This window comes from Pseudooceanicola nanhaiensis DSM 18065, from assembly GCF_000688295.1.
Lineage (GTDB): Bacteria > Pseudomonadota > Alphaproteobacteria > Rhodobacterales > Rhodobacteraceae > Pseudooceanicola > Pseudooceanicola nanhaiensis.
Genome location: NZ_JHZF01000015.1, coordinates 116,484 through 139,653, shown reverse-complemented (window position 1 = coordinate 139,653; position 23,170 = coordinate 116,484). Strand labels below are relative to the sequence as shown.

General features: G+C 69.2%; 17 protein-coding genes. 12 read left to right on the top strand and 5 right to left on the bottom strand.

Features of this window, described 5'->3' with window-relative positions:
* Nucleotides 1-61: 61 nt before the first annotated feature.
* From cysG to Q344_RS24465, 7 genes are all read left to right on the top strand, one after another.
* Nucleotides 62-1,438 carry a siroheme synthase CysG gene (gene cysG, locus Q344_RS0118985; RefSeq protein ID WP_028288165.1) on the top strand — a complete coding sequence of 459 codons (1,377 nt, stop codon included), beginning with the start codon at nt 62-64 and terminating at the stop codon, nt 1,436-1,438.
* Between the two features lie 69 nt (nt 1,439-1,507).
* Nucleotides 1,508-2,524 carry a cytochrome c oxidase subunit II gene (locus Q344_RS0118980; protein WP_051630856.1) on the top strand — a complete coding sequence of 339 codons (1,017 nt, stop codon included), beginning with the start codon at nt 1,508-1,510 and terminating at the stop codon, nt 2,522-2,524.
* Nucleotides 2,521-5,094, top strand: coding sequence for a cytochrome c oxidase subunit I (gene ctaD / locus Q344_RS0118975; protein WP_028288163.1), 2,574 nt, complete (start codon nt 2,521-2,523; stop codon nt 5,092-5,094). The genes Q344_RS0118980 and ctaD overlap by 4 nt, the downstream gene beginning before the upstream one ends.
* Nucleotides 5,091-5,489 carry a hypothetical protein gene (locus Q344_RS0118970; RefSeq protein WP_028288162.1) on the top strand — a complete coding sequence of 133 codons (399 nt, stop codon included), beginning with the start codon at nt 5,091-5,093 and terminating at the stop codon, nt 5,487-5,489. The genes ctaD and Q344_RS0118970 overlap by 4 nt, the downstream gene beginning before the upstream one ends.
* Nucleotides 5,486-6,073 carry a cytochrome c oxidase assembly protein gene (locus Q344_RS0118965; RefSeq protein WP_036539982.1) on the top strand — a complete coding sequence of 196 codons (588 nt, stop codon included), beginning with the start codon at nt 5,486-5,488 and terminating at the stop codon, nt 6,071-6,073. The genes Q344_RS0118970 and Q344_RS0118965 overlap by 4 nt, the downstream gene beginning before the upstream one ends.
* Nucleotides 6,070-7,065 (top strand): c-type cytochrome, encoded by a 996-nt coding sequence (locus tag Q344_RS0118960; RefSeq protein ID WP_028288160.1) that lies wholly within the window; start codon nt 6,070-6,072, stop codon nt 7,063-7,065. Before Q344_RS0118965 ends, Q344_RS0118960 begins: the two co-directional genes overlap by 4 nt.
* Before the next feature lie 308 nt (nt 7,066-7,373).
* Nucleotides 7,374-7,730 carry a hypothetical protein gene (locus tag Q344_RS24465; RefSeq protein WP_051630855.1) on the top strand — a complete coding sequence of 119 codons (357 nt, stop codon included), beginning with the start codon at nt 7,374-7,376 and terminating at the stop codon, nt 7,728-7,730.
* Between the two features lie 37 nt (nt 7,731-7,767).
* Here the strand turns inward: Q344_RS24465 and Q344_RS0118950 are convergent, their stop codons facing one another.
* The 5 genes from Q344_RS0118950 to otsB form a co-directional block, all read right to left on the bottom strand.
* Nucleotides 7,768-9,963: a xanthine dehydrogenase family protein molybdopterin-binding subunit gene (locus tag Q344_RS0118950; RefSeq protein ID WP_028288159.1), complete on the bottom strand. Its 2,196-nt coding sequence runs from the start codon at nt 9,961-9,963 to the stop codon at nt 7,768-7,770.
* Nucleotides 9,960-10,982, bottom strand: a complete 1,023-nt coding sequence (locus Q344_RS0118945; RefSeq protein ID WP_028288158.1) for an FAD binding domain-containing protein — start codon at nt 10,980-10,982, stop codon at nt 9,960-9,962. Before Q344_RS0118945 ends, Q344_RS0118950 begins: the two co-directional genes overlap by 4 nt.
* On the bottom strand, nt 10,982-11,485 hold the full coding sequence (locus Q344_RS24460) for a 2Fe-2S iron-sulfur cluster-binding protein (protein WP_036540043.1): 504 nt from the start codon (nt 11,483-11,485) through the stop codon (nt 10,982-10,984). Before Q344_RS24460 ends, Q344_RS0118945 begins: the two co-directional genes overlap by 1 nt.
* A 107-nt stretch (nt 11,486-11,592) precedes the next feature.
* A complete protein-coding gene (locus Q344_RS24455) occupies nt 11,593-13,017 on the bottom strand; it encodes an alpha,alpha-trehalose-phosphate synthase (UDP-forming) (RefSeq protein ID WP_051630854.1) in 1,425 nt (474 codons plus the stop codon).
* 218 nt (nt 13,018-13,235) lie between these two features.
* Nucleotides 13,236-14,003 carry a trehalose-phosphatase gene (otsB, locus tag Q344_RS24450; protein WP_051630851.1) on the bottom strand — a complete coding sequence of 256 codons (768 nt, stop codon included), beginning with the start codon at nt 14,001-14,003 and terminating at the stop codon, nt 13,236-13,238.
* Nucleotides 14,004-14,173: 170 nt separating this feature from the next.
* Between otsB and Q344_RS0118920 the strand changes: the two genes are divergently transcribed.
* From Q344_RS0118920 to glgB, 5 genes are all read left to right on the top strand, one after another.
* Nucleotides 14,174-14,914, top strand: a complete 741-nt coding sequence (locus Q344_RS0118920; RefSeq protein ID WP_051630849.1) for a Crp/Fnr family transcriptional regulator — start codon at nt 14,174-14,176, stop codon at nt 14,912-14,914.
* A gap of 211 nt (nt 14,915-15,125) precedes the next feature.
* The gene (locus Q344_RS0118915) at nt 15,126-15,626 is read left to right on the top strand and encodes a sigma-70 family RNA polymerase sigma factor (protein WP_036539979.1); all 501 of its coding nucleotides are present in this window, start codon (nt 15,126-15,128) and stop codon (nt 15,624-15,626) included.
* 105 nt (nt 15,627-15,731) lie between these two features.
* Nucleotides 15,732-17,672 (top strand): alpha-1,4-glucan--maltose-1-phosphate maltosyltransferase, encoded by a 1,941-nt coding sequence (locus tag Q344_RS0118910; RefSeq protein WP_051630875.1) that lies wholly within the window; start codon nt 15,732-15,734, stop codon nt 17,670-17,672.
* Nucleotides 17,669-20,965 (top strand): maltose alpha-D-glucosyltransferase, encoded by a 3,297-nt coding sequence (gene treS, locus Q344_RS0118905; protein WP_028288154.1) that lies wholly within the window; start codon nt 17,669-17,671, stop codon nt 20,963-20,965. Before Q344_RS0118910 ends, treS begins: the two co-directional genes overlap by 4 nt.
* Complete coding sequence (gene glgB / locus Q344_RS0118900; protein WP_051630847.1) at nt 20,962-23,163, top strand: 1,4-alpha-glucan branching protein GlgB; 2,202 nt, start codon at nt 20,962-20,964, stop codon at nt 23,161-23,163. The genes treS and glgB overlap by 4 nt, the downstream gene beginning before the upstream one ends.
* Nucleotides 23,164-23,170: the final 7 nt, after the last annotated feature.

Here is a 23,170-nt window from a genome sequence, read left to right as displayed (position 1 = left end):
GACCGCCGCGACCGATGTCGCGCGTGTGTCGGCAGCTTTTTTGCGTTTGAGAGGCAGAGACATGAAGACCTTCCCGATGTTCCTCAGGATGGACGGCCGGCGCGTGGTGATCTGCGGCGGCGGAGAAGAGGCCGCGCGCAAGGCCCGGCTGGTGCTGAAGACCAGCGCCGAGATCGTCGTGCTGGCCGACAGGCTCGATCCCGAGCTGGCCGCGCTTGTCGCCTCGGGGCGGGCGCGGCAGGCGGCGGAGAACGGGGCCGAGACCTTCGCCAACACCGCGCTCACCTTCATCGCGACCGGCTGCGCCGCGCGGGACAGGCGGCTCGCCGGGATGGCCCGGGCCGCGGGCGCGGTGGTGAATGTCATCGACCGGCCGGATCTCTGCGACGCGTTCACCCCCTCGATCGTGGACCGCGACCCGGTGGTCGTGGCGATCGGGACCGAGGGCGCCGCCCCGGTGCTGGGCCGCGCGATCAAGACCGAGGTCGAGGCGATGCTGTCGCCGCGCCTCGGCGGTTTCGCCGCGCTCGCCGGACGACTGCGCGACGCCGTGGCCGAGCGGATCCCGCGCGCGCAGCGGCGGGGGTTCTGGGAATGGGCCTTCACCGGCGAGGCGTTCCGCGCCCATCTCGACGGCCGCGAACGCGCGGCGGCCGAGATGCTCAAGGCGGCGATCGCGGAGGGTCGTGCCCCCGCCGCGCGGGGGCACATCGCGCTGGTCGGCGCGGGCCCGGGCGCCCGCGACCTGCTCACGCTGCGCGCCGTGCAGCGGATGCAGCAGGCCGACGTCATCTTCTACGACAGGCTCGTCGATCCCGAGGTGTTGGAGCTTGCCCGGCGCGACGCGGACCGGGTGGACGTCGGCAAGGAGGTCGGCGCCTGCGCCTGGCCGCAGGACCGCATCGACCGGCTGATCGTCGCCGAGGCGCTTCGGGGCCGCCGCGTGGTGCGACTGAAATCCGGCGACCCCTCGGTCTTCGGCCGCGCCTCGGAAGAGATCGCGGCGGCCGAGGCGGCGGGGATCGAGGTCGAGGTCGTGCCGGGCATCACCGCGGCCTCCGCCGCGGCGGCGCGGCTGCGGCGACCGCTGACAGAGCGGGGCGAGACGGACAGCTTCGTCCTGACCACGGGCACCTGCCGCCCCGGCGACGCCGCGCCGGACCTTGGCGCCCTCGCCCGGCCCGGCACCGCCATCGCCGTCTACATGGGCGTGGCCCGCGCCGCCGAGATCGAGGCCGAGCTGCGCGCCGCCGGCATGCCCGCCGCCTGCCCGGTCGACATCGTGGCCTCGGTCAGCACCGCGCGCGAAGGGCATGCCTCGGCCACGCTCGGCACGATGTCCGAGACGATCCGCCGCGCGGGGCTGACGCATCCCGCGATCCTCTTCATCCGCTATCCGAAATCGCTCGCCGCGGAGGAGGCACGGGCGGTCGCGTGACCTCGGGAAAATTCCGTGCGTCGCGAGGGAACGAGAGGCTCACGAAGGCGTTACCTCTCCATGACTGCAATGTCGCGTGATCCTGTCACAATTGGCCGGGGGGGTCCGAGCCGTGCGATCTTCGCAGTCTTTCTCCTTTGCACGACCCTCTCCGCCTGCGGAGACCGCCAGTCGACGCTGAATGTCGCGGGCGAGGATGCCGCGGCCATCGCGACGCTCTTCTGGGTGATGCTCGCCGGGGCGGTCGTGCTCTGGCTGGGGATGAACGGGCTCTTCTTCTACCTCTCGCGCGTGGCGCCGGGCGCCTTTCCCGACCGGCTTGTCCGGCCGCTGCTGATCGGCGGGGGCATCGTGCTGCCGACGGTGATCCTTGCGACGCTGCTGGTGTGGTCGCTGACGATGCTGCCCGACCAGCGTGCGCCGGACGACGGCCTGCGGGTGAAGGTGACGGGCGAGCAATGGTGGTGGCGGGTGGAATACTGGCCGAAGGGCGCGGAGGCGCCGGTGGTGACCGCCAACGAGATCCGGCTGCCCGTCGGCAGCCGCACGGGGTTCGAGCTCGACGCGCACAAGGTGATCCATTCGTTCTGGATCCCGGCGCTCGGCGGCAAGATGGACATGTTCCCCGGCCGCACGACCTATGTGAGCCTGCGGCCCGAGAAGACCGGCACCTTCCGCGGCCAATGCGCCGAGTTCTGCGGCGCGAGCCACGCCTGGATGGCCTTCGAGACCGTGGTGCTGCCGCCCGACGATTTCGAGGCCTGGCTCGCCGCCGAGGCACGGGACGCGACCCCGCCCGAGGGTGACGCGGCCCGCCGCGGCGCCGCGCTCTTCGCCGCCGAAGGCTGCGGTGCCTGCCATACCGTGCGCGGGACGGAGGCCGTCGGGCAGGTCGGCCCCGACCTCACCCATGTGGGCAGCCGCCTCACCCTGGGCGCGGGCCGCATCGGCGCGACGCTCGACGATTTCGCCGCCTGGGTGGAACATACGGGCGCGCTGAAACCCGAGGTGAAGATGCCCGCCTACGACCATCTCTCCGACGGGCAGCTTGCCGACCTCGCCGCCTACCTGAAAGGGCTCGAATGACCGAAACGCGCGCCACCCGCTCCGGGATCCCGGCCGCCGAGGGGACCTATCCCCCGACCGAGGCGATGCTGGCCGAACCCGTCCCGGCCGAGCTGCAGCGCGCACAGGCCGAGCGGCTCCGGGCGGCATGGGCGGCCCCGAAAGGCTGGCGCTACTGGTCCGCGGTCAACAACACCGAGGTGGGCGTCTGGTACTGCATGACGGCCTTCGTCTTCATGCTGATGGCGGGCATCATGGCGCTGATCATCCGGCTGCAGCTGGCGGTGCCCGAGAACGACCTGATCTCGGCCGACCGGTTCAACCAGCTGTTCACGATGCACGGCTCGGCGATGATGTTCCTGTTCTCCGTGCCGCTGTTCGAGGCGATCTCGATCCTGCTGCTGCCGGGTCTGCTGGGGGCCCGCGACATGCCCTTCCCGCGGCTCTCGGCCTATGGCTACTGGTGCTTCCTGATCGGCGGCGTCTTCGTCATCGGCTCGATCTTCTTCGACGTCGCGCCGCGCAGCGGCTGGTTCATGTATCCGCCGCTCGCCACCAAGGACGAGGGGATGGGCAGCGACATCTGGCTGCTCGGGCTGTCCTTCATCGAGGTCGCCTCGATCGCCGCCGCGGTCGAGCTGATCGTCGGCACGCTGAAATGCAGACCCCCGGGGATGCGGGTGAACGTGATGCCGCTCTATGCCTGGTACGTGCTGGTCGTCGGGGGGATGATCCTCTTCGCCTTCCCGCCGCTGATCGCTGGCGATTTCCTGTTCGAGCTGGAGCGCTCCTTCGACTGGCCCTTCTTCGATCCCGAGCGCGGCGGCGACCCGATGCTCTGGCAGCACCTGTTCTGGATCTTCGGTCATCCGGAGGTCTACATCATCTTCCTGCCCTCCATCGCCATCGCCGCGATGATCATCCCCACCGTCGCCCGGCGGCCCATCGTGGGCTATTCGTGGATCGTGCTCTCGGCCGTCGGGACCGGGTTCCTGAGCTTCGGGCTCTGGGTGCACCACATGTTCGCGACCGGCCTGCCGTCGATCTCGCTCGGCTTCTTCTCGGCCGCGTCCGAGGCGGTGGTGATCCCCACGGGTATCCAGCTCTTCGCCTTCCTCGCCACGCTGATGCTGGGCAAGGTCCGGGTGACGCTGCCGATGCTCTGGATCACCGGGGCGCTGGCGATCTTCACCATGGGCGGGCTGACGGGCGTGATGCTGGCGCTCGCGCCCTTCGATTTCCAGGCGCACGACAGCTACTTCGTCGTGGCGCACCTGCATTACACGCTGTTCGGCGGGATGATCTTCCCGGTCGTCGCGGGGGTCTATTACTTCTTCCCGTTCTTCCGGAAGAAGCTGCTCTCGGAACGCCTCGGGCGGTGGAGCTTCTGGCTCACCTTCTCGGGCTTCAACCTCTGCTTCCTGCCGATGCACCTGACCGGGCTCTTCGGGATGCCGCGCCGGATCTACGCCTACCCCGCCGGGCTGGGCTGGGACGGGCTGAACATGATCTCGACCGTCGGCGCCTTCGTCATCGCCGCGGGCTTCGCGGTGCTGGCCTGGGACATCGTCCGGCCGAAGGGGCGCCAGCCGCAGATCCCGCGCAATCCCTGGGACGCCGGCACGCTGGAATGGTCCCACGACGTGCCCGGGGAAAGCTGGGGGGTCCGTTCCATCCCGCATGTGACCACGCGCTATCCGCTCTGGGACCAGCCCGGGATGCTCGCGCGGATGGACAGCGGGCGCTACTACCTGCCCGACGCGGAAGAGGGCAGACGCGAGACGCTGCTCACCTCGGTCATCGATGCCGAGCCGGTGCAGGTCCAGCGCGTCACCGGCCCCACCTGGATCACCCACCTTGCGGCGTTCTTCACCGGCGGGGCCTTCATCTTCCCGACCTTCCACTGGTATCCGCCCGCCATCGTCAGCGGCATCCTTGCCGTCGCCTGCATCATCTGGTGGCTCTGGCGCGACACCGCGCGCCCGCCCGAGGACGAGACGAAGGACGTGGGCCTCGGCCTGCGGCTGCCGACCTATGCCTCGGGGCCCGCCTCGGCCGGGTGGTGGGCGATCTGGATCACCATGCTGGGCGACGCGACCGCCTTCGCCTCGGTGATCTTCGGCTTCTTCTTCTACTGGACCGCCCGCCCCGACTTCCCGCCCGACGGCGCCGCCCATGCCGACGGCACCCTCGTCGCGCTCGCCTGCGCCGGGTTCGCCCTGTCCTGGGCGATGACCATCGGCGCGCGCGAACTGAACCGCCGCGGCGCGGTCGGGGCGGCGCGGCTCGGCCTCGGGCTCGGCCCGCTGCTGGCGATTGCGGCCTCGGCCGCGCTTCTGGGATCGGTCTGGACGCTGGCGCCGACCAGCCACGTCTACCCGGCGATCCTCTGGGCCATCGCGGTCTGGGTCGTCGCCCATTCCATCGTGGCGGTGATCATGCAGGCCTATTGCCTGGCCGGGTCGATCTTCGGCAAGCTGACGCCGCGCTATGATGCCGATCTGTGGAACAGCACGCTCTTCTGGCATTTCCACGCCCTGGCCGCGCTGGTCGCCTGCGCCGTCCTGGGCCTGGCCCCGAGGCTGCTATGACCGACCGCCACACCCCCGAGAAGGACAGCGCCGAGTTCGCGGCCGAGGCCGGCAGCCTCTGGCGCATCACCTTCGCCCCGGCCACATGGGCAGGGCATTTCCTGCTCTGCTACACGCTCTTCGCCACCGGCTGCGCCAAGGGCTGGCCGGTCGGGACCGTCCGGCACGGCCTGATCGGGATGAGCGTCCTGGCGCTCGCCGTGATCGCCCTGATCGGCTGGCGCGCCTACGCCCAGTGGAGCCCGCGCAGCACCGGGCGCATCGTCAACCCGAGGGGCGACGCCGAGGACCGGCATCATTTCCTCGGCCATGCGGGCTTCCTGCTGGCGGTCATCTCGTTCATCGGCGTCGTCTTCGTCACATTGCCGCTGCTGCTGCTGGAGGGCTGCCGATGACCGCCGCGGTGAGGCCCGCCTTCCTGCTGCCCGGGCTCGGGCTGCTGGCGCTGATCTGGCTGCTGCCGCTCGAGGCGGTCATGCCCGTCTTCGCCGCCCACATGCTGCGGCACATGACGCTCGTAGCCCTGGCCGCGCCGCTGATCGTGCTGGGCCTGCCGGGGGCCGTGACATGGCTGGCGGTGCCGCCCCTGATGGCCGCGGTGGCAGAGTTCATCGTGGTCTGGGGCTGGCACCTGCCCGCCGCGCACGGGCTCGGCCGGACCGCGCCCATGGGCTTTTTCGCGGAACAGGCGAGCTTCCTCGCCGTCGGCCTGCTGGTCTGGGCCGGCTGCCTGCGCGCCGACCGGCCGCTTGCGGGGGCGGGCGGGCTGCTGCTGACCTCCATGCACATGACCCTGCTCGGGGCGCTGATCGTGATGGCCCCGCGGGATCTCTATGCGGCGGTCTGCGGCACCGCGCCCGACCTCGACGGCCAGCGGATCGGAGGGATGCTGATGCTCGCGATCGGCACGCCGGTCTACCTCGTCGCCGGGCTGGCGCTGACCGGCCTGTCGCTGCGAGAAGAGGAGGCCGGCGCATGAGACGGATGATCCAGACGCTGGCGGCGCTTGCCCTGCTCGGTCTTCTCGGGGCCGCGGCGGTGGTCGGGCTGGGGCTCTACAACGTCTCGGCGCAGGTCGGGCACATGCCCGGGGTGAGCTGGGTCCTGCACACCACCTTCCGCAATTCGGTCAAACTGCGCGCGACCTCGATGGAGGCCGCACCCGATCTCTCGGATCCGGACCTCGTCGCGCTCGGCGCCGGGCATTACGCCACCGCCTGCGCGCCCTGCCACGCCAGCCCCGGCACCGATCGCAGCGCGACGATGCGGGCGATGAACCCGGTCCCGCCCCGTATCGAAGAGGCGATCGGCGACTGGGCCCCGAACCACCTCCACTGGATCGTCGAGAACGGCGTGAAGATGAGCGGCATGCCCGCCTGGCCCGCCGCGCACCGCGGGGACGAGGTCTGGGCGGTCGTCGCCTACCTTGTCGCGCTGCGCGAGGGCACGGCGGGCGATCTGCCGACCGACGGGCCGGAGGGCGAGGCCCGCGCCTATTGCGCCACCTGCCACGGGCGCGTCGGCGGCCGGGTGCCGCGGCTCGACCTGCAGGATCCGGGCTACCTTGCCGCCCAGTTGCGGGCCTACGCCGATGGCACCCGCCCGAGCGGGATCATGGCGCAGGCCGTGAGCCTCGTGCCCAAGGCGGCGCATGCCGAGCTCGCCGCGTATTTCGCTTCGGCCGAGGGGCCGGAGGACGTCTCCGCGGCGACCGGCGCGGACACCGCCGAGGGCGCGGAACTGGCGCAGGCGGGCACGCGCGAGGTTCCGGCCTGCGCCGCCTGCCACGAAGGGGCGGAACCGCGGAAGGGTCCCGTGCTCGACGGTCAGACCCGGGCCTTCCTGGATCAGCAGCTCCGCCTCTGGCGCGACGGGACCTACGCGCACGACAAGCTCATGTCGGCCGCCGCCCAGGAGCTGACGGACGACGACATCGCCGCCCTCGCGGCCTACTACGCGGGGCGCCGCTGAGCCTTCCGGAAAAAGGGGGAGATGCCTGACCGCAGACGGGACAAGCCCTCGTCTGCCGTTTCGTTGGCCCCGGGGAGAAATCGGAAAAATCCCCGAGTTGACTATACCGTCGTGTCCGATTGACATGCGGCCAGGTCTCATCCGGACAACATTCGGGATGGCCAGAGGTTCCCGCCCGCGCGCCCGCGATCGAAGGCCGGACAGGGCCTCGGCCGGAGTCCGCCGGCAGGCGGGCCCGGCGCCGCGGGCGCGGTCAGGAACATTCACCCCCCGGTCAGGTTGGTCCTCTGCAACAGGGAGTTCCCCGAATGGACGATCAGAAACCTCGACCCGACGACAAGACCCCGCGCCCGTCCGGCGCCGAGAGCGCACGACTGCGCGAGGACATCGACAGCGGCGCGACCGGGGACAAGGTCCCGTTCAGCGACCCCTCCGCGGCCCCTCTCGGCACCGATGCCGAGGCCGGCGGCGCGCCCGCGGCGGCGCCCGAGCTCCGCGCCAACCGCGCGGAAGAGGCCGGGCACGACGCGAGCTCGGGCCAGCCCGAGAAGCGCACGCCGTCCGACCTTCAGGGGCGCGCCGCCGGCAAGCGCAACATGACCACCGCGGCCGTGGTCGCGGTGGTCGGACTCGTGATCGTCGTGATCGCCGTCATGGTGCTCTGAAGGGGGGGGGGCGCAACGGCCCCCCTGCCCGTCACTGTCACTCCGTCGCGGCCTCGAGCGCCGCGACGAGCTTGTCCGGGGTCGCCGGCAGATCGCGGATCCGCACGCCGCAGGCATTGTGGATCGCGTTCAGGATCGCGGCGCCGGAGCCCGAGATGCCCAGTTCGCCAACGCCCTTGCTCTGCATCGGGTTGGCCTGATCGTCGCGCTCCTCGAGGAACTCCACCTGCATATCGGCCGGAATGTCGGCATGCGCCGCCACATGGTAATTGGCCAGATCGCGCGTGACCACGTGGCCGGTGCGCGGATCGTGAACCAGGTCCTCGTGCAGCGCCGAACCGACGCCCCAGACCATGCCGCCGACCGCCTGCGACCTTGCGGTCTTCTCGTTCAGCACCCGGCCGATACCGAAGACACCCAGCATGCGACGCACGCGGACCTCGCCGGTCCATGCATTGACCGCGACCTCGGCGAAATGGGCACCGAACCCGGACGAGAAATGCGACTCGGCCGTCTTGCCCTCTTCGATCTCGGCCTCTTCCACCAGCTCCCCGTCCAGCAGATCGGACAGCGCGGCCTCGTGGTTGGCGCCGCGCGCGATCCCGTCTCGCAAGGTGAGGTCCTCCGGGCTGCAGCCCAGCTTTCCGGCCAGCGTCTCGCGGATCTTGCGGGCGGCCAGGAACACGGCCGAGCCAGACGAGCTCGCGCCGAACGACCCGCCGGAGCCGGAGGCGCCCGGCAGGTCGGTGTCGCCGAGGCGCACGCTGACCTTCCCGGTCGGCAGGCCCAGCATCTCGGCCGCGATCTGGGCGAAGATGGCGTAGGTCCCGGTGCCGATGTCGGTCATGTCGGTCTCGACCACCGCGCCCTCGGCGGACAGGCGCACGCGGGCGGCCGCCTTGACCAGCATGTTGGGCCGCGCGGCCGAGGCCACGCCCAGCCCGATCATCCAGTCGCCTTCGCGCCGGCTGCCGGGAACCGTCCGCCCCGGCCAGCCGAAGCGGTCCGCCCCGGTCTTGAGGCACTCGGCCAAGGCCCGGGCCGAAAAGTCCTGCCCCGTCACCGGGTGCTTCTCGGGGATGTTCTTGAGCCGCAACTGGACCGGGCACATCTCGAGCGCCTCCGCCAGCTCGTCCATCGCGGATTCGAAGGCGATCATGCCGACCGCCTCGCCCGGAGCGCGGACCGAGCCCGCAGGCGTGCGATGCACGCGGGCCACCGTCTGCCGGAACAGGAGCGCATCGGCACCGTAGAGGAACTGCGACGCGCTGCTCACCGGTTCGGCGAATTCCTCGTCGCGCAGGTTCGAGATGCGGTCGTCATGCCCGATGGCCAGCAGCCGCCCCTCGCCGTCGGCGGCGAAACGGACACGCTGTTCCGTCTCGGTCCGGCGGAGCACCGCGTCGAACACCGTCTGCCGGGTCATCACGACGCGGACCGGGCGGCCGAGCTCGCGCGCGGCGATGGCGGCCGAGACCGCCTCGGATCCGATCCCGAGCTTCGAACCGAAGCCGCCGCCGATGTAAGGCGACAGGATCTGCACGTCCTCCGGGTCGATGCCCAGCGAATCCGCGATCTCGTTCCTGTTGAAGCGCAGCATCTGCTGCGAGCCGCGCAGGACCAGCCGGTCGGCCTTCCATTCGGCCACCGCCGCGTGGGGTTCCATCGCCGCCGAGACCTGTGCGGGGGTGGTGTAGGTCACGTCGACCGAAACCGTCGCGCCGGCCACGGCCTTGTCCCAGTCGCCGCTTTCCGTCGGATCGCCGTCCTCCGTCTCGGAGGCGGTGGCGGGATCGACCTCGGCGCCCGCATCCTCGTCGTAGCGGACCTTCAGCCGAAGCGCGCCGTCGCGGGCCGCCTCGTAGCTTTCGCCCACCACCAGCGCGATCGGCTGGCCGTGATAGTCGATCCGGTCCCCGGGCTGCACCGGGGCCTCGTCCGCCATGCCCTGCGCCGGGTTGCGCACGAAGCGGTCGTCGCGGATCACCGCGATCACCCCCGGCAGGTCGGCGATGCTGTCCTCGTCGATCCCGGCGATGCGGCCGCGGGTGATCGTGGCGCGCACGAGCGCGCCATGGGCCAGCCCCTCTGGCAGGTTGTCGGCGGCATAGGCGGCCTTGCCGGTGACCTTCAGCGGGCCTTCGGGCCGGTCCATCGGGGTGCCGATCACGCCCTGTGCGGTGTCATCCAGCAGCCGGGGCTGCGCTTCGTCCATGCGGAAAGTGCGGGTCATGCGGCGTCCTTCGCGTGATCGGTCCCGGGGGAGGCCTCGGCCAGCCCCGTTGCCTCGCGCAGCACGGCAACGAGCGTGCGGCGCAGCAGCGGCAGTTTGAATGCGGCGTCCGGATGGGGCGCGCGGTCGGGCTCCAGTGCGCCCGCGGCGCGACGGAACAGCGCCTCATCCGGTGTCTCTCCGGCGAGGGCCGCGGCGACATCGTCGCCCGCCCAAGGCCGCGGGCCCACGCCACCGAAGGCCAGATCGACCTTGCCGATCCGGTCGCCGTCCATCTCGACCACCGCGGCGACCGAGACCAGCGCGAAGGCGTAGGAGGCGCGATCCCGCACCTTGCGATAGGCCTGCACCGACCCTGCGCGCGGCGCGGGAAGGACGACGGCGGTGATGATCTCGTCGGGGGCCAGCGTCGTCTCGATGTCCGGCCGATCCCCGGGCAGCGTGTAGAACTCGTCAAGCGCGAGGGTCCGCAGCGCACCGTCCGCCGCCCGCACCTCGACCGTTGCGCCCAGCACCCGCAGCCCCACGGCCATGTCGGAGGGATGCGCGGCGAGGCAATGCTCGGAGGTGCCGAAGACCGCCAGCATCCGGCCCGCACCCTCCTGCGCCGCGCATCCCGTGCCGGGCGCGCGCTTGTTGCAGGCCATTGCGGTGTCGTAGAAATAGGGGCAGCGCGTCCGCTGGAGCAGGTTGCCCCCCGTCGTCGCCTTGTTCCGGATCTGGCCCGAGGCCCCGGCAAGGATCGCGCGGGACAGAACGGGATAGCCCGCGCGGATCCGGCTGTCGGCGGCAAGCGCGGCGTTGCTGACCAGCGCCCCGATGCGCAGGCCGTCGCCGTCTTCCTCGATGGTCGAGAGTCCGTCGATCCGGGTGATGTCGACCAGTCTTTCCGGCGTCATGATCTGCAGCTTCATCAGGTCGAGCAGGTTCGTCCCGCCCGCGATGATGCTCGCCTCGGGTCCGAGCGCCTCGGCGGCGGCATCGGCATCGGTGGCGCGAAGATAGGTGAAGTCCCGCATCACTTGTCCTCCGAGGCCATGGCGATCGCCTCGCGGATGAAGGGATAGGCCGAGCAGCGGCAGAGGTTGCCGCTCATGCGCTCCGCCACCTCCGGGTCGGTCATCTCGGAGCCCTCCGAGAGGCTGGGCGAGACGTGGGAGGGCATGCCCTCCTTCAGCTCGGCCAGCATGCCCGTCGCGGACATGATCTGGCCCGCGGTGCAGAAGCCGCACTGGTAGCCGTCGCAGGTGACGAAGGCCGATTGCAGGGGCGACATGGCCTCGGGCGTGCCCAGCCCCTCGATCGTCGTGACCTCGTCGCCCTCGTGCATCGCCGCCAGCGTCAGGCAGGCGTTGATGCGCTTGCCGTTGAGCAGGATGGTGCAGGCGCCGCACTGGCCGTGGTCGCAGCCCTTCTTGGTGCCGGTCAGCCCGAGGTGGTCGCGCAGGGCGTCCAGAAGGCTGGTTCTGACGTCGTGGTCGAGCCTGCGCTCTTCGCCATTTACGGTGAGTGTGGTTTGCATCGTCGTCCTGCCTGTCGTGGTGGGAAGCGGCGCCGGGGCGCTTGAGGGGCAACGAGCGATTGCGCGCAATGTTCCCGGAGGCGTCGATCCGCCGGGCCGACGCGGCGTTACTCGGCCACCAGATCGGCAGGGGGCGCGGACAGGTTGTACCGTCCGCGCCCCATTGATGAGGGAAGATTCAGCGTGGGCATGCATCTTTCGAGCACCCTCAGGAACTGCGTCGACCAGAGCGACACATCCGTCCTGCGCACCGCCTGCATGCAGAACGCGTGCCTTCGCCGTCGTTCGTCGAGCGGCATCTCCAGCGCCCGGTCGATGGCCGAGGCGATGTCGTCGGTGTCGTACGGGTTCACCAGCAGCGCCTCGGTCAGCTGCTCGGCCGCGCCCGCGAATTTCGACAGGATGAGCACCCCGGGGTCCTCGGGGTCCTGGGCCGCCACGAATTCCTTCGCGACAAGGTTCATCCCGTCCGCCAGCGAGGTCACGAGCGCCGCACTGGCCCGCCTGTAGAGCGTGGCGAGCTGCTCGCGTTCGATCTGCCGGTGGATGTAGCGGATCGGGGTCCAGTCCAGCGTGGCGAACTGGCCGTTCAGGCTGCCCGCGATCTCTTCCAGCTCGCGGGTGATGTCCTGGTAGGCCTTCACCCGCTCCCGCGTCGGCGGGGCGATCTGGACAAGGCACGGCCGCTTCTCGGCGCCGCCGTTCTCGAGAAAGCGGCCAAAGGCCCGGAAGCGGTTCGGGATACCCTTGGAATAGTCCAGCCGGTCGACGCCGATGATGTATTTCGCGGGCTCCTCGCGGCCGAAGGGCGACGGCGCGCTGCGGCTGGCGCTTTCGATGAAGCTGTCCACGTCGATACCGATCGGGAAGGAGCGCACCGAGAGGATGTTCATCCCGAACTTCACGCTGCCGTCGGGCAGGAATTCGGCCCGCGGATCGGCGCGGTACATCTCGAGGCACCGCGCCACGTCGGCGCCGGTCTGCAGCCCGACGAGGTTGTAATCCGCAAGCCAGCCCGCGAAGGTCTCGGGCTGCGGCAGGACCGAGAGGTCCGCGTGCGACGGGAAGGGAATATGAAGGAAGAACCCGATCCGGTTGCTGACCCCGAGGCGGCGCAGCTCCTGCGCCAGCGGCAGGAAGTGGTAATCGTGGATCCACAGCATGTCGTCGGGCTTCAGGATCCGCAGGATCATCGCCGCAAGGCGGCGATTCACGGACAGGTAGTCTCGCTCGTACTCCGGCTGCAGCTCGACGAGGTCGACGCGCCGGTGGCACAGCGGCCAGAGCACGGAGTTCGCGAACCCGAGGTAGTAATTCGAATGTTCCTCAGCCGTCAGCCTGAACGCCAGCCGTCGGTAGGGCGTGCCCTCCAGCTCGTCAAAGCTGTCGGTGGCTTCGCCCGGCTCGCCGTAGGCTCCGATCCACGTCCCGTTCTTCTCGGTGATCGCGTCCTTGAGGGCTACGACAAGTCCTCCAGCCGGGTTCGGGCCTTCCGGAATTCGGTTTGAAACGACGATGAGCCGCCCAGCCATGGCCTGAACCTCCCCCTGGTAGTGTAACGGGTCCGCGATGCAGCACCAGAGAAACCATTTGATCTGGCGTTAGTTCCTTTGTTCTGGGGTTAACTTTTAGGCATCGGGGCCCGCGGCTGCGCGAAGACCGGTGAAGGCCGCACGGCAATGGCCTGAAAGCACGGCGATTTCGTCCCGAAGCCGATGCGCCGCGGCAGATCGGAGATTTCTTGCCGGTCTCAGGCCGCCCGTTCGAGCGTGCGGCCCAGCCACGCGAGCGCGGCGTCCATCGTGGCGACCCGGTAGCGGGCGCAGGTCTCGGTCCCGCCGATGCGCAGCCCCGCCCCGCCCATCTCCTGCGCCGCGGCAAAGCCGTCCTCGTCGGTCGTGTCGTCGCCGATCATCACCGGCACCCGGCCGTGGAAGGGCGGCTGTTCCATGAAGGCCCGCAGCGCCGATCCCTTGTCGATCCCGGCGAGCGCGGCCTCGCTCACCATGTTGCCATGCATCGCCCGCAGACCGTGCTGCCGCGCCGCCCGCGTCACCGCGTGGATGCTGGCGCGTTCCAGCTCGGGCCGGTTGCGGTAGTGCAGCGCCACTGCGCCGGGCTTGCGTTCCAGCAGAAGGCCCGCGTCCGAAGCCATGTCCGACAGGTCGGCAAACGCCCCGTCGAGCGCGCCGCCGTCGATCGAACCGCTTTGCGCGTCGCCGCCGGTCAGGCGCACCTCGGCCCCGTGCGAGCCGGACATCGCCGGGCTGAGCGGGCCCAGCATGCCGGCCAGATCGTCGAGCGCGCGTCCCGAGATCACCGCCACGGCACCGTCCGTCACGCGCATCGCGGTGGAGATCAGCTCCCGCGTGGAAGCCGCCATGACGACATCTTCGGGTCGGGCCACAAGCGGCGCCAGCGTGCCGTCGAAATCGAGGAACAGGGCGTGGCGCGTCCAGTCGAGGACGGACGGCGGCGGCGCAGGCTGCGGAGAGGTCACGCGGTGCAGCCCGTCCATGCCGACGGATCACGCCCGCGCGAAATGCGGGAACGTTCCCGCCAAGCATCGGTTGACGGATAATCGGCTTTGCCAGATAGCGGGTGATTCAAGATTAACATATGTTTATCCGGTCGGCGCCGCGACATCGCGTCGGGCAGGTGAAGCGAGCAGTCACAAGTGGAAGTATGATGTCAAGAGAAGCGTATCCGCTGAGCCACCGGTTCCTGCGCGGTCGTGGCCGGAGCCAGTTGTCTGCAGACGATTGCGGAACCATCGAGAACCTGTTCCACGACGTGGAGCGGTTCACCACGGCGCACACGATCCTCGAACGCGGCGACGTGCTCGACCAGAGCACGCTGCTGATCGAGGGCTTCGTCGCCCGCGTCATCCGCGAGGAAGGCAAGCGGCACATCGTGGCCCTGCACGTCCCCGGCGATTTCGTGGACCTGCATGCCTTCGCGCTGAAGCGGCTCGACCATGATGTCGTGTCCATCGGCCCGGTGCAGATCGGCTACGTCAAGCACGCCAGGCTCGAGGCGCTGATCCCGAAGAAGCCGCAGCTGATGCGGATGCTCTGGTTCTCCACCCTGCTCGACGCCGCGATCCACCGCGAATGGATCCTCAAGCTGGAACAGCTCAGCGCGGACGGACGGCTGGCGCATCTGATCGCGGAGACCTGGCAGCGGCTGGATTTCGTCGGGCTTGCGCAACCCACGGGCTTCGCCTTCCCGCTGACGCAGGCGGAACTGGCGGACGCCTGCGGGACGACGCCGATCCACCTCAACCGCGTGGTCCGGAAGCTGCGGGAAACCGGGGTCGCCGACATCTCGCGCGGGCGGGTCTCGGTGCTCGATCACGCGGCGCTGAAAGACATCGGGCGGTTCAACACCGCCTATCTCTATGGCCAGGGTCCGCTGCATCTCGACTGACGTCCGCTTATTAATGCGGCGTTAGTGTTCTTTACCCCGAGATATGACCGCTGATATTGGAACGCGTCGCCTCTCCCGGCGTTAACCGGGCGTGGGCAGGACATGCCGGGCCGTTGCGCCGCGCCTTTCCTCGCCCTGCGCGACATCCCGAGAGACGCCCGCAAGAGGCCTCCGGCGTGCCGCGCTACCCCACGCGCGAGGATCGTTCCGGATGCCCGACGGCGAACATCGAACCCTTGTATCGGACCAGGTCGTCACGTTCATTCCGGCGCTGCGCGCCTATGGCCGATCGCTTGCGCGCAATCCCGACGATGCCGACGATCTCGTGCAGGAAACCCTGACCAAGGCGATCGCACGGGCCGAGCTGTTCCACGCCGGCACCAACCTGCGCGCGTGGCTCTTCACCATCATGCGCAACACGCATTATTCGAACTGGGCCAAGCGCGCGCGAGAGACCACCGGCGCCCAGGACTGCGTTTCCGGCGAGGTGATCTCGCAGCCGACGCAGGAATGGACCGTGCGCGGGACCGAGCTGATGGCCGCGGTGAACCGCCTGCCCGAGCATTACCGCGAGACGCTCGTCCTCGTCGTCATGCTGGGGCTCAGCTACGAGGAAAGCTCGGAAATCTGCCATTGCGCCATCGGCACGGTGAAGAGCCGCGTGGCGCGCGCCCGCTCGATGGTCGTCGATGATCTCGAAGGAAACGCCTGAGATGCGCGGAGGACCGCCGTCAGGCTGCTGGAACGAAAACGGGACCCGAAGGTTCACCGGGGTGGACGCCCGGTTTGCCCGGGCCAAGCCGGAGAGGGCGTGCACGTGACGGACAACATCACCGAATTGGCGCAGCAGCGCGTGGTCATCGAGAACCTGCGGCCGCGGGTCGAGGACGGGGATTACCCGGCCAAGGTCGTGTCGGGCTGGCCCGTGCGCGTGAGCGCCGACATCTTCAGCGACGGGCACGAGGTGATTGCCGCGGCGGTGGTGCTGGACGACGGGACCGAGGCGCGGATGCGCCATATCGACAACGACATGTGGGGCGCGGATGTCCGCTTCGGCAAGCCGGGGCCGGCGCGCTTTCATGTCGTCGCCTGGCGCGACGTCTTCGCCACCTGGCGGCGCGACACGCTGAAGAAGCTCGGCGCGCAGCAGGACGTCTCGGTCGAGTTGCAGGAGCTCTCGATCATGCTGGCCGGGATGAAGGCGCGGCGTGGCGAGGGTGATCGCATCAAGGCCCTGCGCAGCGCCGCCAAGCGCGGCGACATGGACACGATCCTGTCCGAGGAGACCCGCGACTACATGGCCGCGAACGGCCCGCGCGCCAGCCTCACCCGGTCACGGGGGCAGGAGGTCCGCGTCTCGCGCGAGCGCGCCGCCTTCTCGGCCTGGTACGAACTCTTCCCCCGCTCGATCGGCCCCGGCGACCGGCACGGCACCTTCCGGGACGTGATCGACCACCTGCCCTACGTCGCCGGCATGGGGTTCGACGTGCTCTACTTCCCGCCGATCCACCCGATCGGGCAGACCAACCGCAAGGGCCGCAACAACACGCTCAAGGCCGAGCCGGGCGATGTCGGCTCTCCCTATGCCATCGGGTCGTCCGAGGGCGGGATGGATGCGCTCCACCCCGAACTGGGCACGATGGAGGATTTCGAGGCGCTGATCGCCGCCGCCGCGGAGCACGGGCTCGAAATCGCGATGGACATCGCGCTCAACGCCTCGCCCGACCACCCGTGGATCGCCGAGCATCCCGACTGGTTCGAGCGGCGCCCGGACGGCACGATCAAGTATGCCGAGAACCCGCCGAAGAAGTACGAGGACATCGTCAACTTCCGCTACTATCTCGACGACGACGTCCCGAATGTCCCGCTGTGGGAGGCGATCCGGGACCTGTTCCTCTTCTGGGCCGGTCACGGCGTGCTGGTCTTCCGCGTGGACAATCCCCACACCAAGCCTTTCCCCTTCTGGGAATGGCTGATCGCCGACGTGCAGGCCCGCCATCCCGACACGATCTTCCTGTCCGAGGCCTTCACCCGCCCGAAGGTGATGAAGCGCCTCGCCAAGTTCGGCTTCGACCAGAGCTACACCTACTACACCTGGCGCAACACGAAGGAAGAACTGACGGCGTACCTGACCGAGCTGACGACGGAGAACTGCCGGGACTACATGCGGCCGAACTTCTTCACCAACACGCCCGACATCAACCCGATCTTCAACCAGACCTCCGGCCGGCCCGGATTCCGCACGCGGGTCATCATGGCAGGATCCCTGGTCGGAAACTGGGGGATGTATTCGGGCTTCGAGCTGTGCGAGGGCACGCCCCTGCCCGGCCGCGAGGAATACGTCGACAGCGAGAAATACGAGCTGAAGCACCGCGATTTCGACGATCCCGCCTCGATCCGCGACGACGTCACCTTCATCAACACGCTGCGCCGGAGCGAACCGGCCATGAAGGACTTCACCAACCTGCGGTTCTTCACGGCCTACCATGACGAGGTGCTCTATTACGGCCGGTTCGACCGGCATACCGGCAGCTACGTCCTCTTCCACGTGCTGATCGACCCGCTGCGCCCGGCCGAATTCGGTTTCGAGGTGCCGCTTTGGGAATTCGGCCTGCCCGCCGACGCCTCGATCGAGGTGAAGGACCTGATACACGGCAACAGCTTCACATGGCACGCCAGGGACCACCGGCTGACCCTCGACCCCCACACCCGGCCCTACGCGGTCTGGAAACTTACCCCTCCCGGAGACACCGCATGAACCGGCCCGACCCCAGGCTCGCCGATGGCGAGCAGCTTTCGAACGCGCCCGACTGGTACAAGGACGCGGTGATCTACCAGCTTCACGTGAAGGCCTTTGCGGACAGCAACGGCGACGGGATCGGCGACTTCAAGGGGCTGATGACGCGGCTCGACCACGTGCAGGAGCTGGGGGCCAACACCGTCTGGCTGCTGCCCTTCTATCCCTCGCCCCTGCGCGACGACGGCTACGACATCGCGGAATACAAGGCGATCAACCCCTCCTACGGCACGATGGAGGATTTCGAGGGCTTCGTCGAGGAAGCGCACCGGCGCGGCCTCCGGGTGATCACCGAGCTCGTCATCAACCACACCTCGGACCAGCACGAATGGTTCCAGCGCGCCCGGAATGCCCCCAAGGGCAGCCCCGAGCGCGACTGGTACGTCTGGTCGGACGATCCGGGCAAGTGGATGGACCAGACGCGGGTGATCTTCAACGACACCCACGACAGCAACTGGACATGGGACCCGGTGGCCGAACAGTTCTTCTGGCACCGGTTCTTCGACCACCAGCCGGACCTCAACTTCGACAACCCCGCCGTGATGGAGGCGGTGCTCGACGCGATGCACTTCTGGCTCGACAAGGGCGTGGACGGGCTGCGGCTCGACGCGATCCCCTACCTCGTCGAGCGCGACGGCACGAACAACGAGAACCTGCCCGAAACCCACGACGTGCTGAAGGCGATCCGCGCCGATCTCGACAAGCATTACACCGGCAAGATGCTTCTGGCCGAGGCCAACCAGTGGCCCGAGGACACCCGCCCCTATTTCGGCGAGGGCGACGAATGCCACATGGGCTTCCACTTCCCGCTGATGCCGCGGATGTACATGGCGCTGGCGCAGGAGGATCGCTATCCGATCACCGACATCATCCGCCAGACGCCCGAGATCCCCGAGGATTGCCAGTGGGGCATCTTCCTGCGCAACCATGACGAGCTGACGCTCGAGATGGTGACGGACCGGGAACGCGATTACCTCTGGGACGTCTATGCCGCCGACAAGCGGGCGCGGATCAACATGGGGATCCGCCGCCGCCTCGCGCCGCTTCTCCAGAACGACCGGCGCAAGATCGAGCTGCTGAACTCGCTCCTGCTGTCGATGCCCGGCACGCCGATCATGTATTACGGCGACGAGATCGGGATGGGCGACAATTACTACCTCGGCGACCGCGACGGCGTGCGGACCCCGATGCAATGGAGCGCCGACCGCAACGGCGGCTTCTCCCGCGCGATCCCGCAGCAGCTCTACCTGCCGACGATCCAGGACCCGGTCTACGGCTACGAGGCGATCAACGTCGAGGCGCAGCAGAGCTCGCCCTCGTCGCTCCTGAACTGGATGAAGCGGATGATCGGCGTGCGCCAGACGCTCGACGTCTTCGGGCGCGGCGAGATCGAGATCCTCTATCCCCGCAACCGCAAGGTGCTGGCCTACCTGCGCCGGCTCGGCGACACGGCCGTGCTCTGCGTAGCGAACCTCTCGCGTCAGGCGCAGGCGGCCGAGATCGACCTGAAGGAATTTCGCGGCCGGGTGCCGATCGAGCTGACCGGCCAGTCGCCCTTCCCGCCGATCGGGGAACTGCCCTATCTCACCACCTTGCCCGCCTACGGCTTCTACTGGTTCGTCCTGACCGAAGAGCACGACGCGCCCACGTGGCACACGCCCTATGCGCAGATGCTGCCGGACTTCCTGACGCTGACCACCCGCGACGGGCGGCTGTCGACCGCGCTGGCCGACCGCTCCGCCCGCCTGTTCCGGTCGGACACGCTCTCCGAGTGGTTGCCGCTGCAGCGCTGGTTCGCGGCCAAGGCGTCCGAGCTCGACGACGTGAAGCTGCACCAGCTGGCCGAGATGAACGACGGGCGCCACCTCCTCGCCATCGCCGAGGTCGAAGCGGACGGCGAGGCGCAGCGCTATTTCCTGCCGCTCTCGGCCAGCTGGGGCGAAGACGCGCTGACCATGTCGCCGCGCCTGCCCGCGACGCTCGCCAAGCTGCGCCGCGTGAACCGCGTCGGCGCGATGCTCGACAGCGGCAGCGACGAGAGCTTCGCACAGGACATCATCGCCGCCCTGCGCGCGGGCCGCAGCCTCGAAACCGAGGCGGGCCGGATCACCTTCACCCCGCTCAAGGGGCTGGAGGACATCACCGCCGACAGCGAGCCGCGCCAGATCGCGGCCGAGCAGTCGAACACCTCGATCGCCTTCGGCGACACGCTGATCCTCAAGCTCTACCGCCGCCTCTTCGAGGGGATACAACCGGATATCGAGATCGGGCGCTTCCTGACGGAACAGACCGATTTCGCCGCCGCGCCCGCTCTTCTGGGCACGATCGAGCTGGAAGGCGCCGATGGCGTGCGCACCACGCTGGCCGCGGCCTTCGAGTTCGTGCGCAACCAGGGCGACGCCTGGACCTACGTGACCGAGATGCTGCTCCGTGATCTCGAACGGGCGGACCTTGCCGACAGCCAGCCGGGCGAGCCCGCCGAGGGGATGCTGGGCGGACCGCTCGATCTGGGGGCCGTGCTCGGGCGCCGCACCGCCGAGATGCACCGCGCCCTGTCGGGCGGCACGGTCGAGGACGGCTTCGGCATGGTGCGTATCCAGTCCGACACGCTTGAGACGCTGGTCGCGGAGAGCCTGCGCGACACCACCGCCCATCTCGACCGGCTCGAGGACGCGCTGCCGACCCTCGGGGAGCCGGCGAAGACCCTCGCCCGGCAGGTGCTGGACCGGCGCGCGGCGCTCGAGGACCGGGTGGCCCGGCTGGGTGCCGCGACCCCGTCGGGCGGCCTGTCGCGCATCCACGGCGATTACCACCTCGGGCAGGTGCTGGTCACGGGCAACGATGTCCGCATCATCGATTTCGAGGGCGAACCGGTGAGTTCGCTTGAGGAACGCCGTGCCCGCCATGCGCCTTTGCGCGACGTGGCCGGGATGCTCCGCAGCTTCGACTACGCCTTCTGGTCCACCATGCGCCGCCGGGCCGAGCTGGGCGCGGACACCACGATGACCGGCGAGGCGACGGCGGAATGGCGCCGCGCGACCGCGGACGCCTTCCTTGCCGCCTACCGCGAGGGCATGGCGGGCGCCTCGGTGCATCCCGACAGCGCCGAGGCCGAACAGGGGCTGCTGGACCTCTACCTGATCCGCAAGGCGGCCTACGAGGTCGGCTATGAACTTTCAATGCGCCCCGACTGGGTCGACATCCCGCTGCGCGGGCTGCTCGACCTGGCAGGCGGCGGGGAGGACCTGCAATGAACCGGCCCGAAATGCCCCACACCGCCCCGGACGCCGGCGAGATCGAGGCGATCCTGCGCGGCCAGCACGGCGATCCGTTCCGCGTGCTCGGCCCGCACCGCCCGGGCGGCGGGGCCATCACGCTGAGCGTCTTCGCCCCCGATGCGCGCGAGATCGAGGTGCTCGACCGCAAGGGCAAGCCGCTCGGCCCGATGGAGATGATCCACCCCGAGGGCTTCTTCCACGCCAGCTTCGCCGAGAAGAAGAAGCCCTTCGCCTATACCCTGCGCTGCCGCCGGGACGGCCATGAATGGGATCGCATCGACCCCTACGCCTTCGGCCCCGTGCTGGGCGAGATGGACGAATACCTGCTGGCCGAGGGGCGGCACGAAGAGCTCTATCGCCGCCTCGGCGCCCACCCGGTGACGCATGAGGGCGTCGAGGGCGTCACCTTCGCCGTCTGGGCGCCCAATGCCCGGCGCGTCAGCGTCGTGGGCAATTTCAACGCCTGGGACGGACGTCGCCACCCGATGCGCCGCCGCGGCGCCTCGGGCGTGTGGGAGCTGTTCGTTCCCGGTCTCGCCGCGGGCGAAATCTACAAGTACGAGGTGCTGAACGCCTACGGCCACGTGCAGCCGCTGAAGTCGGACCCCGTGGGCTTCGCGGCAGAGCTGCCGCCGGCCACAGCTTCGGTCGTGGCCGGGCTGCCCTCGTTTACCTGGACCGACGACGGCTGGATGGCGGAACGCGCCGATGCACGCAGCGCGCCCGTCTCGATCTACGAGGTGCACCTGGGCAGCTGGCGGCGCGGCGACGACGGCGAGATGCTCGACTACGACACGCTTGCGGGCGCGCTGATCGACTACGTGACCGAGATGGGCTTCACCCATGTCGAATTCCTGCCCGTGTCCGAACATCCCTTCTCGGGCTCCTGGGGCTATCAGCCCATCGGCATGTTCGCCCCCACCTCGCGCTTCGGCCCGCCCGAGGGGTTCGCCGCCATGGTGGACAGGCTGCACGGGGCCGGGATTGGCGTGATCGTGGACTGGGTGCCCGCGCATTTCCCCTCGGACGCGCACGGGCTCGAACGTTTCGACGGCACCGCGCTCTATGAACACGAGGACCCGCGGCTCGGCTTCCACAAGGACTGGAACACGCTGATCTACAATTTCGGCCGCCGCGAGGTCGCGAACTTCCTGCGCGCCTCGGCGACGTTCTGGCTGAAGGAATACCATGTCGATGCGCTGCGCGTGGATGCCGTGGCCTCGATGCTCTACCTCGACTATTCGCGCGAGCCCGGCGAGTGGGTGCCGAACCGTTTCGGCGGGCGCGAGAACCTCGATGCGATCGACTTCCTGCGCGGGGTGAACGAGGTGACCGCGCGCTACGCGCCCGGCAGCCTGACGATCGCCGAGGAAAGCACCGCATGGCCCGGCGTGACGCGCCCGGTCCCGGACGACGGGCTCGGGTTCGACTTCAAGTGGAACATGGGCTGGATGCACGACACGCTGGAATACATGTCGAAGGACCCGATCCACCGGCGCTACCATCACCACGAGATGACCTTCGGCATCCATTACGCGTTCTCCGAAAACTTCGTCCTGCCGCTCAGCCATGACGAGGTGGTGCACGGGAAGGGATCGCTTCTCGGGAAGATGCCGGGCGACCGCTGGCAGAAATTCGCGAACCTGCGCGCCTACCTCGGCTTCATGTGGACCCATCCGGGCAAGAAGCTGCTCTTCATGGGCGGCGAGTTCGGGCAGGAGCGGGAGTGGAACCACGACATCTCGCTCGACTGGCACCTGCTGGACGATCCCGCGCACGAGGGGCTGCGGCTCTGGGTGCGCGACCTGAACGCGATCTACCGCGCCCGCGGTGCGCTGCACGAACGGGACTGCGACCCCGAAGGCTTCCGCTGGATCGAGGGCGGCGACACCGAGAACAGTGTCTTCTCCTTCCTGCGCATGGGCCACGACGGCACCGATCCCGTGGTCGTGATCTGCAACATGACCCCGCGCGTGCACGAGGGCTACACCATCGGCCTGCCCTCCGGCGGCGCGTGGCGCGAGGTTCTGAACGGGGACGCCGAACTTTACGGCGGCTCGGGCGTTGCAAATGTCACGCCGGTCGACGCGACCGACGCCCCGCTGCACGGCCAGCCCTTCTCTGCCGCCTTCCGCCTTCCGCCACTCGCGACCATCGTGATCGCGCCGGAGTAGACCTTAG

Bases quoted from the DNA above. Each gene is read 5' to 3' on its own strand.
- glgB (WP_051630847.1), top strand. From the start codon at position 20,962: ATGAACCGGCCCGAAATGCCCCACACCGCCCCGGACGCCGGCGAGATC.
- Q344_RS0118965 (WP_036539982.1), top strand. From the start codon at position 5,486: ATGACCGCCGCGGTGAGGCCCGCCTTCCTGCTGCCCGGGCTCGGGCTG.
- cysG (WP_028288165.1), top strand. From the start codon at position 62: ATGAAGACCTTCCCGATGTTCCTCAGGATGGACGGCCGGCGCGTGGTG.
- ctaD (WP_028288163.1), top strand. From the start codon at position 2,521: ATGACCGAAACGCGCGCCACCCGCTCCGGGATCCCGGCCGCCGAGGGG.
- Q344_RS0118960 (WP_028288160.1), top strand. From the start codon at position 6,070: ATGAGACGGATGATCCAGACGCTGGCGGCGCTTGCCCTGCTCGGTCTT.
- Q344_RS24465 (WP_051630855.1), top strand. From the start codon at position 7,374: ATGGACGATCAGAAACCTCGACCCGACGACAAGACCCCGCGCCCGTCC.
- Q344_RS0118920 (WP_051630849.1), top strand. From the start codon at position 14,174: ATGTCAAGAGAAGCGTATCCGCTGAGCCACCGGTTCCTGCGCGGTCGT.
- Q344_RS24460 (WP_036540043.1), bottom strand. From the start codon at position 11,485: ATGCAAACCACACTCACCGTAAATGGCGAAGAGCGCAGGCTCGACCAC.
- Q344_RS0118950 (WP_028288159.1), bottom strand. From the start codon at position 9,963: ATGACCCGCACTTTCCGCATGGACGAAGCGCAGCCCCGGCTGCTGGAT.
- treS (WP_028288154.1), top strand. From the start codon at position 17,669: ATGAACCGGCCCGACCCCAGGCTCGCCGATGGCGAGCAGCTTTCGAAC.
- Q344_RS0118970 (WP_028288162.1), top strand. From the start codon at position 5,091: ATGACCGACCGCCACACCCCCGAGAAGGACAGCGCCGAGTTCGCGGCC.
- Q344_RS0118915 (WP_036539979.1), top strand. From the start codon at position 15,126: ATGCCCGACGGCGAACATCGAACCCTTGTATCGGACCAGGTCGTCACG.
- otsB (WP_051630851.1), bottom strand. From the start codon at position 14,003: ATGGACGGGCTGCACCGCGTGACCTCTCCGCAGCCTGCGCCGCCGCCG.
- Q344_RS0118945 (WP_028288158.1), bottom strand. From the start codon at position 10,982: ATGCGGGACTTCACCTATCTTCGCGCCACCGATGCCGATGCCGCCGCC.
- Q344_RS0118980 (WP_051630856.1), top strand. From the start codon at position 1,508: ATGTCGCGTGATCCTGTCACAATTGGCCGGGGGGGTCCGAGCCGTGCG.
- Q344_RS24455 (WP_051630854.1), bottom strand. From the start codon at position 13,017: ATGGCTGGGCGGCTCATCGTCGTTTCAAACCGAATTCCGGAAGGCCCG.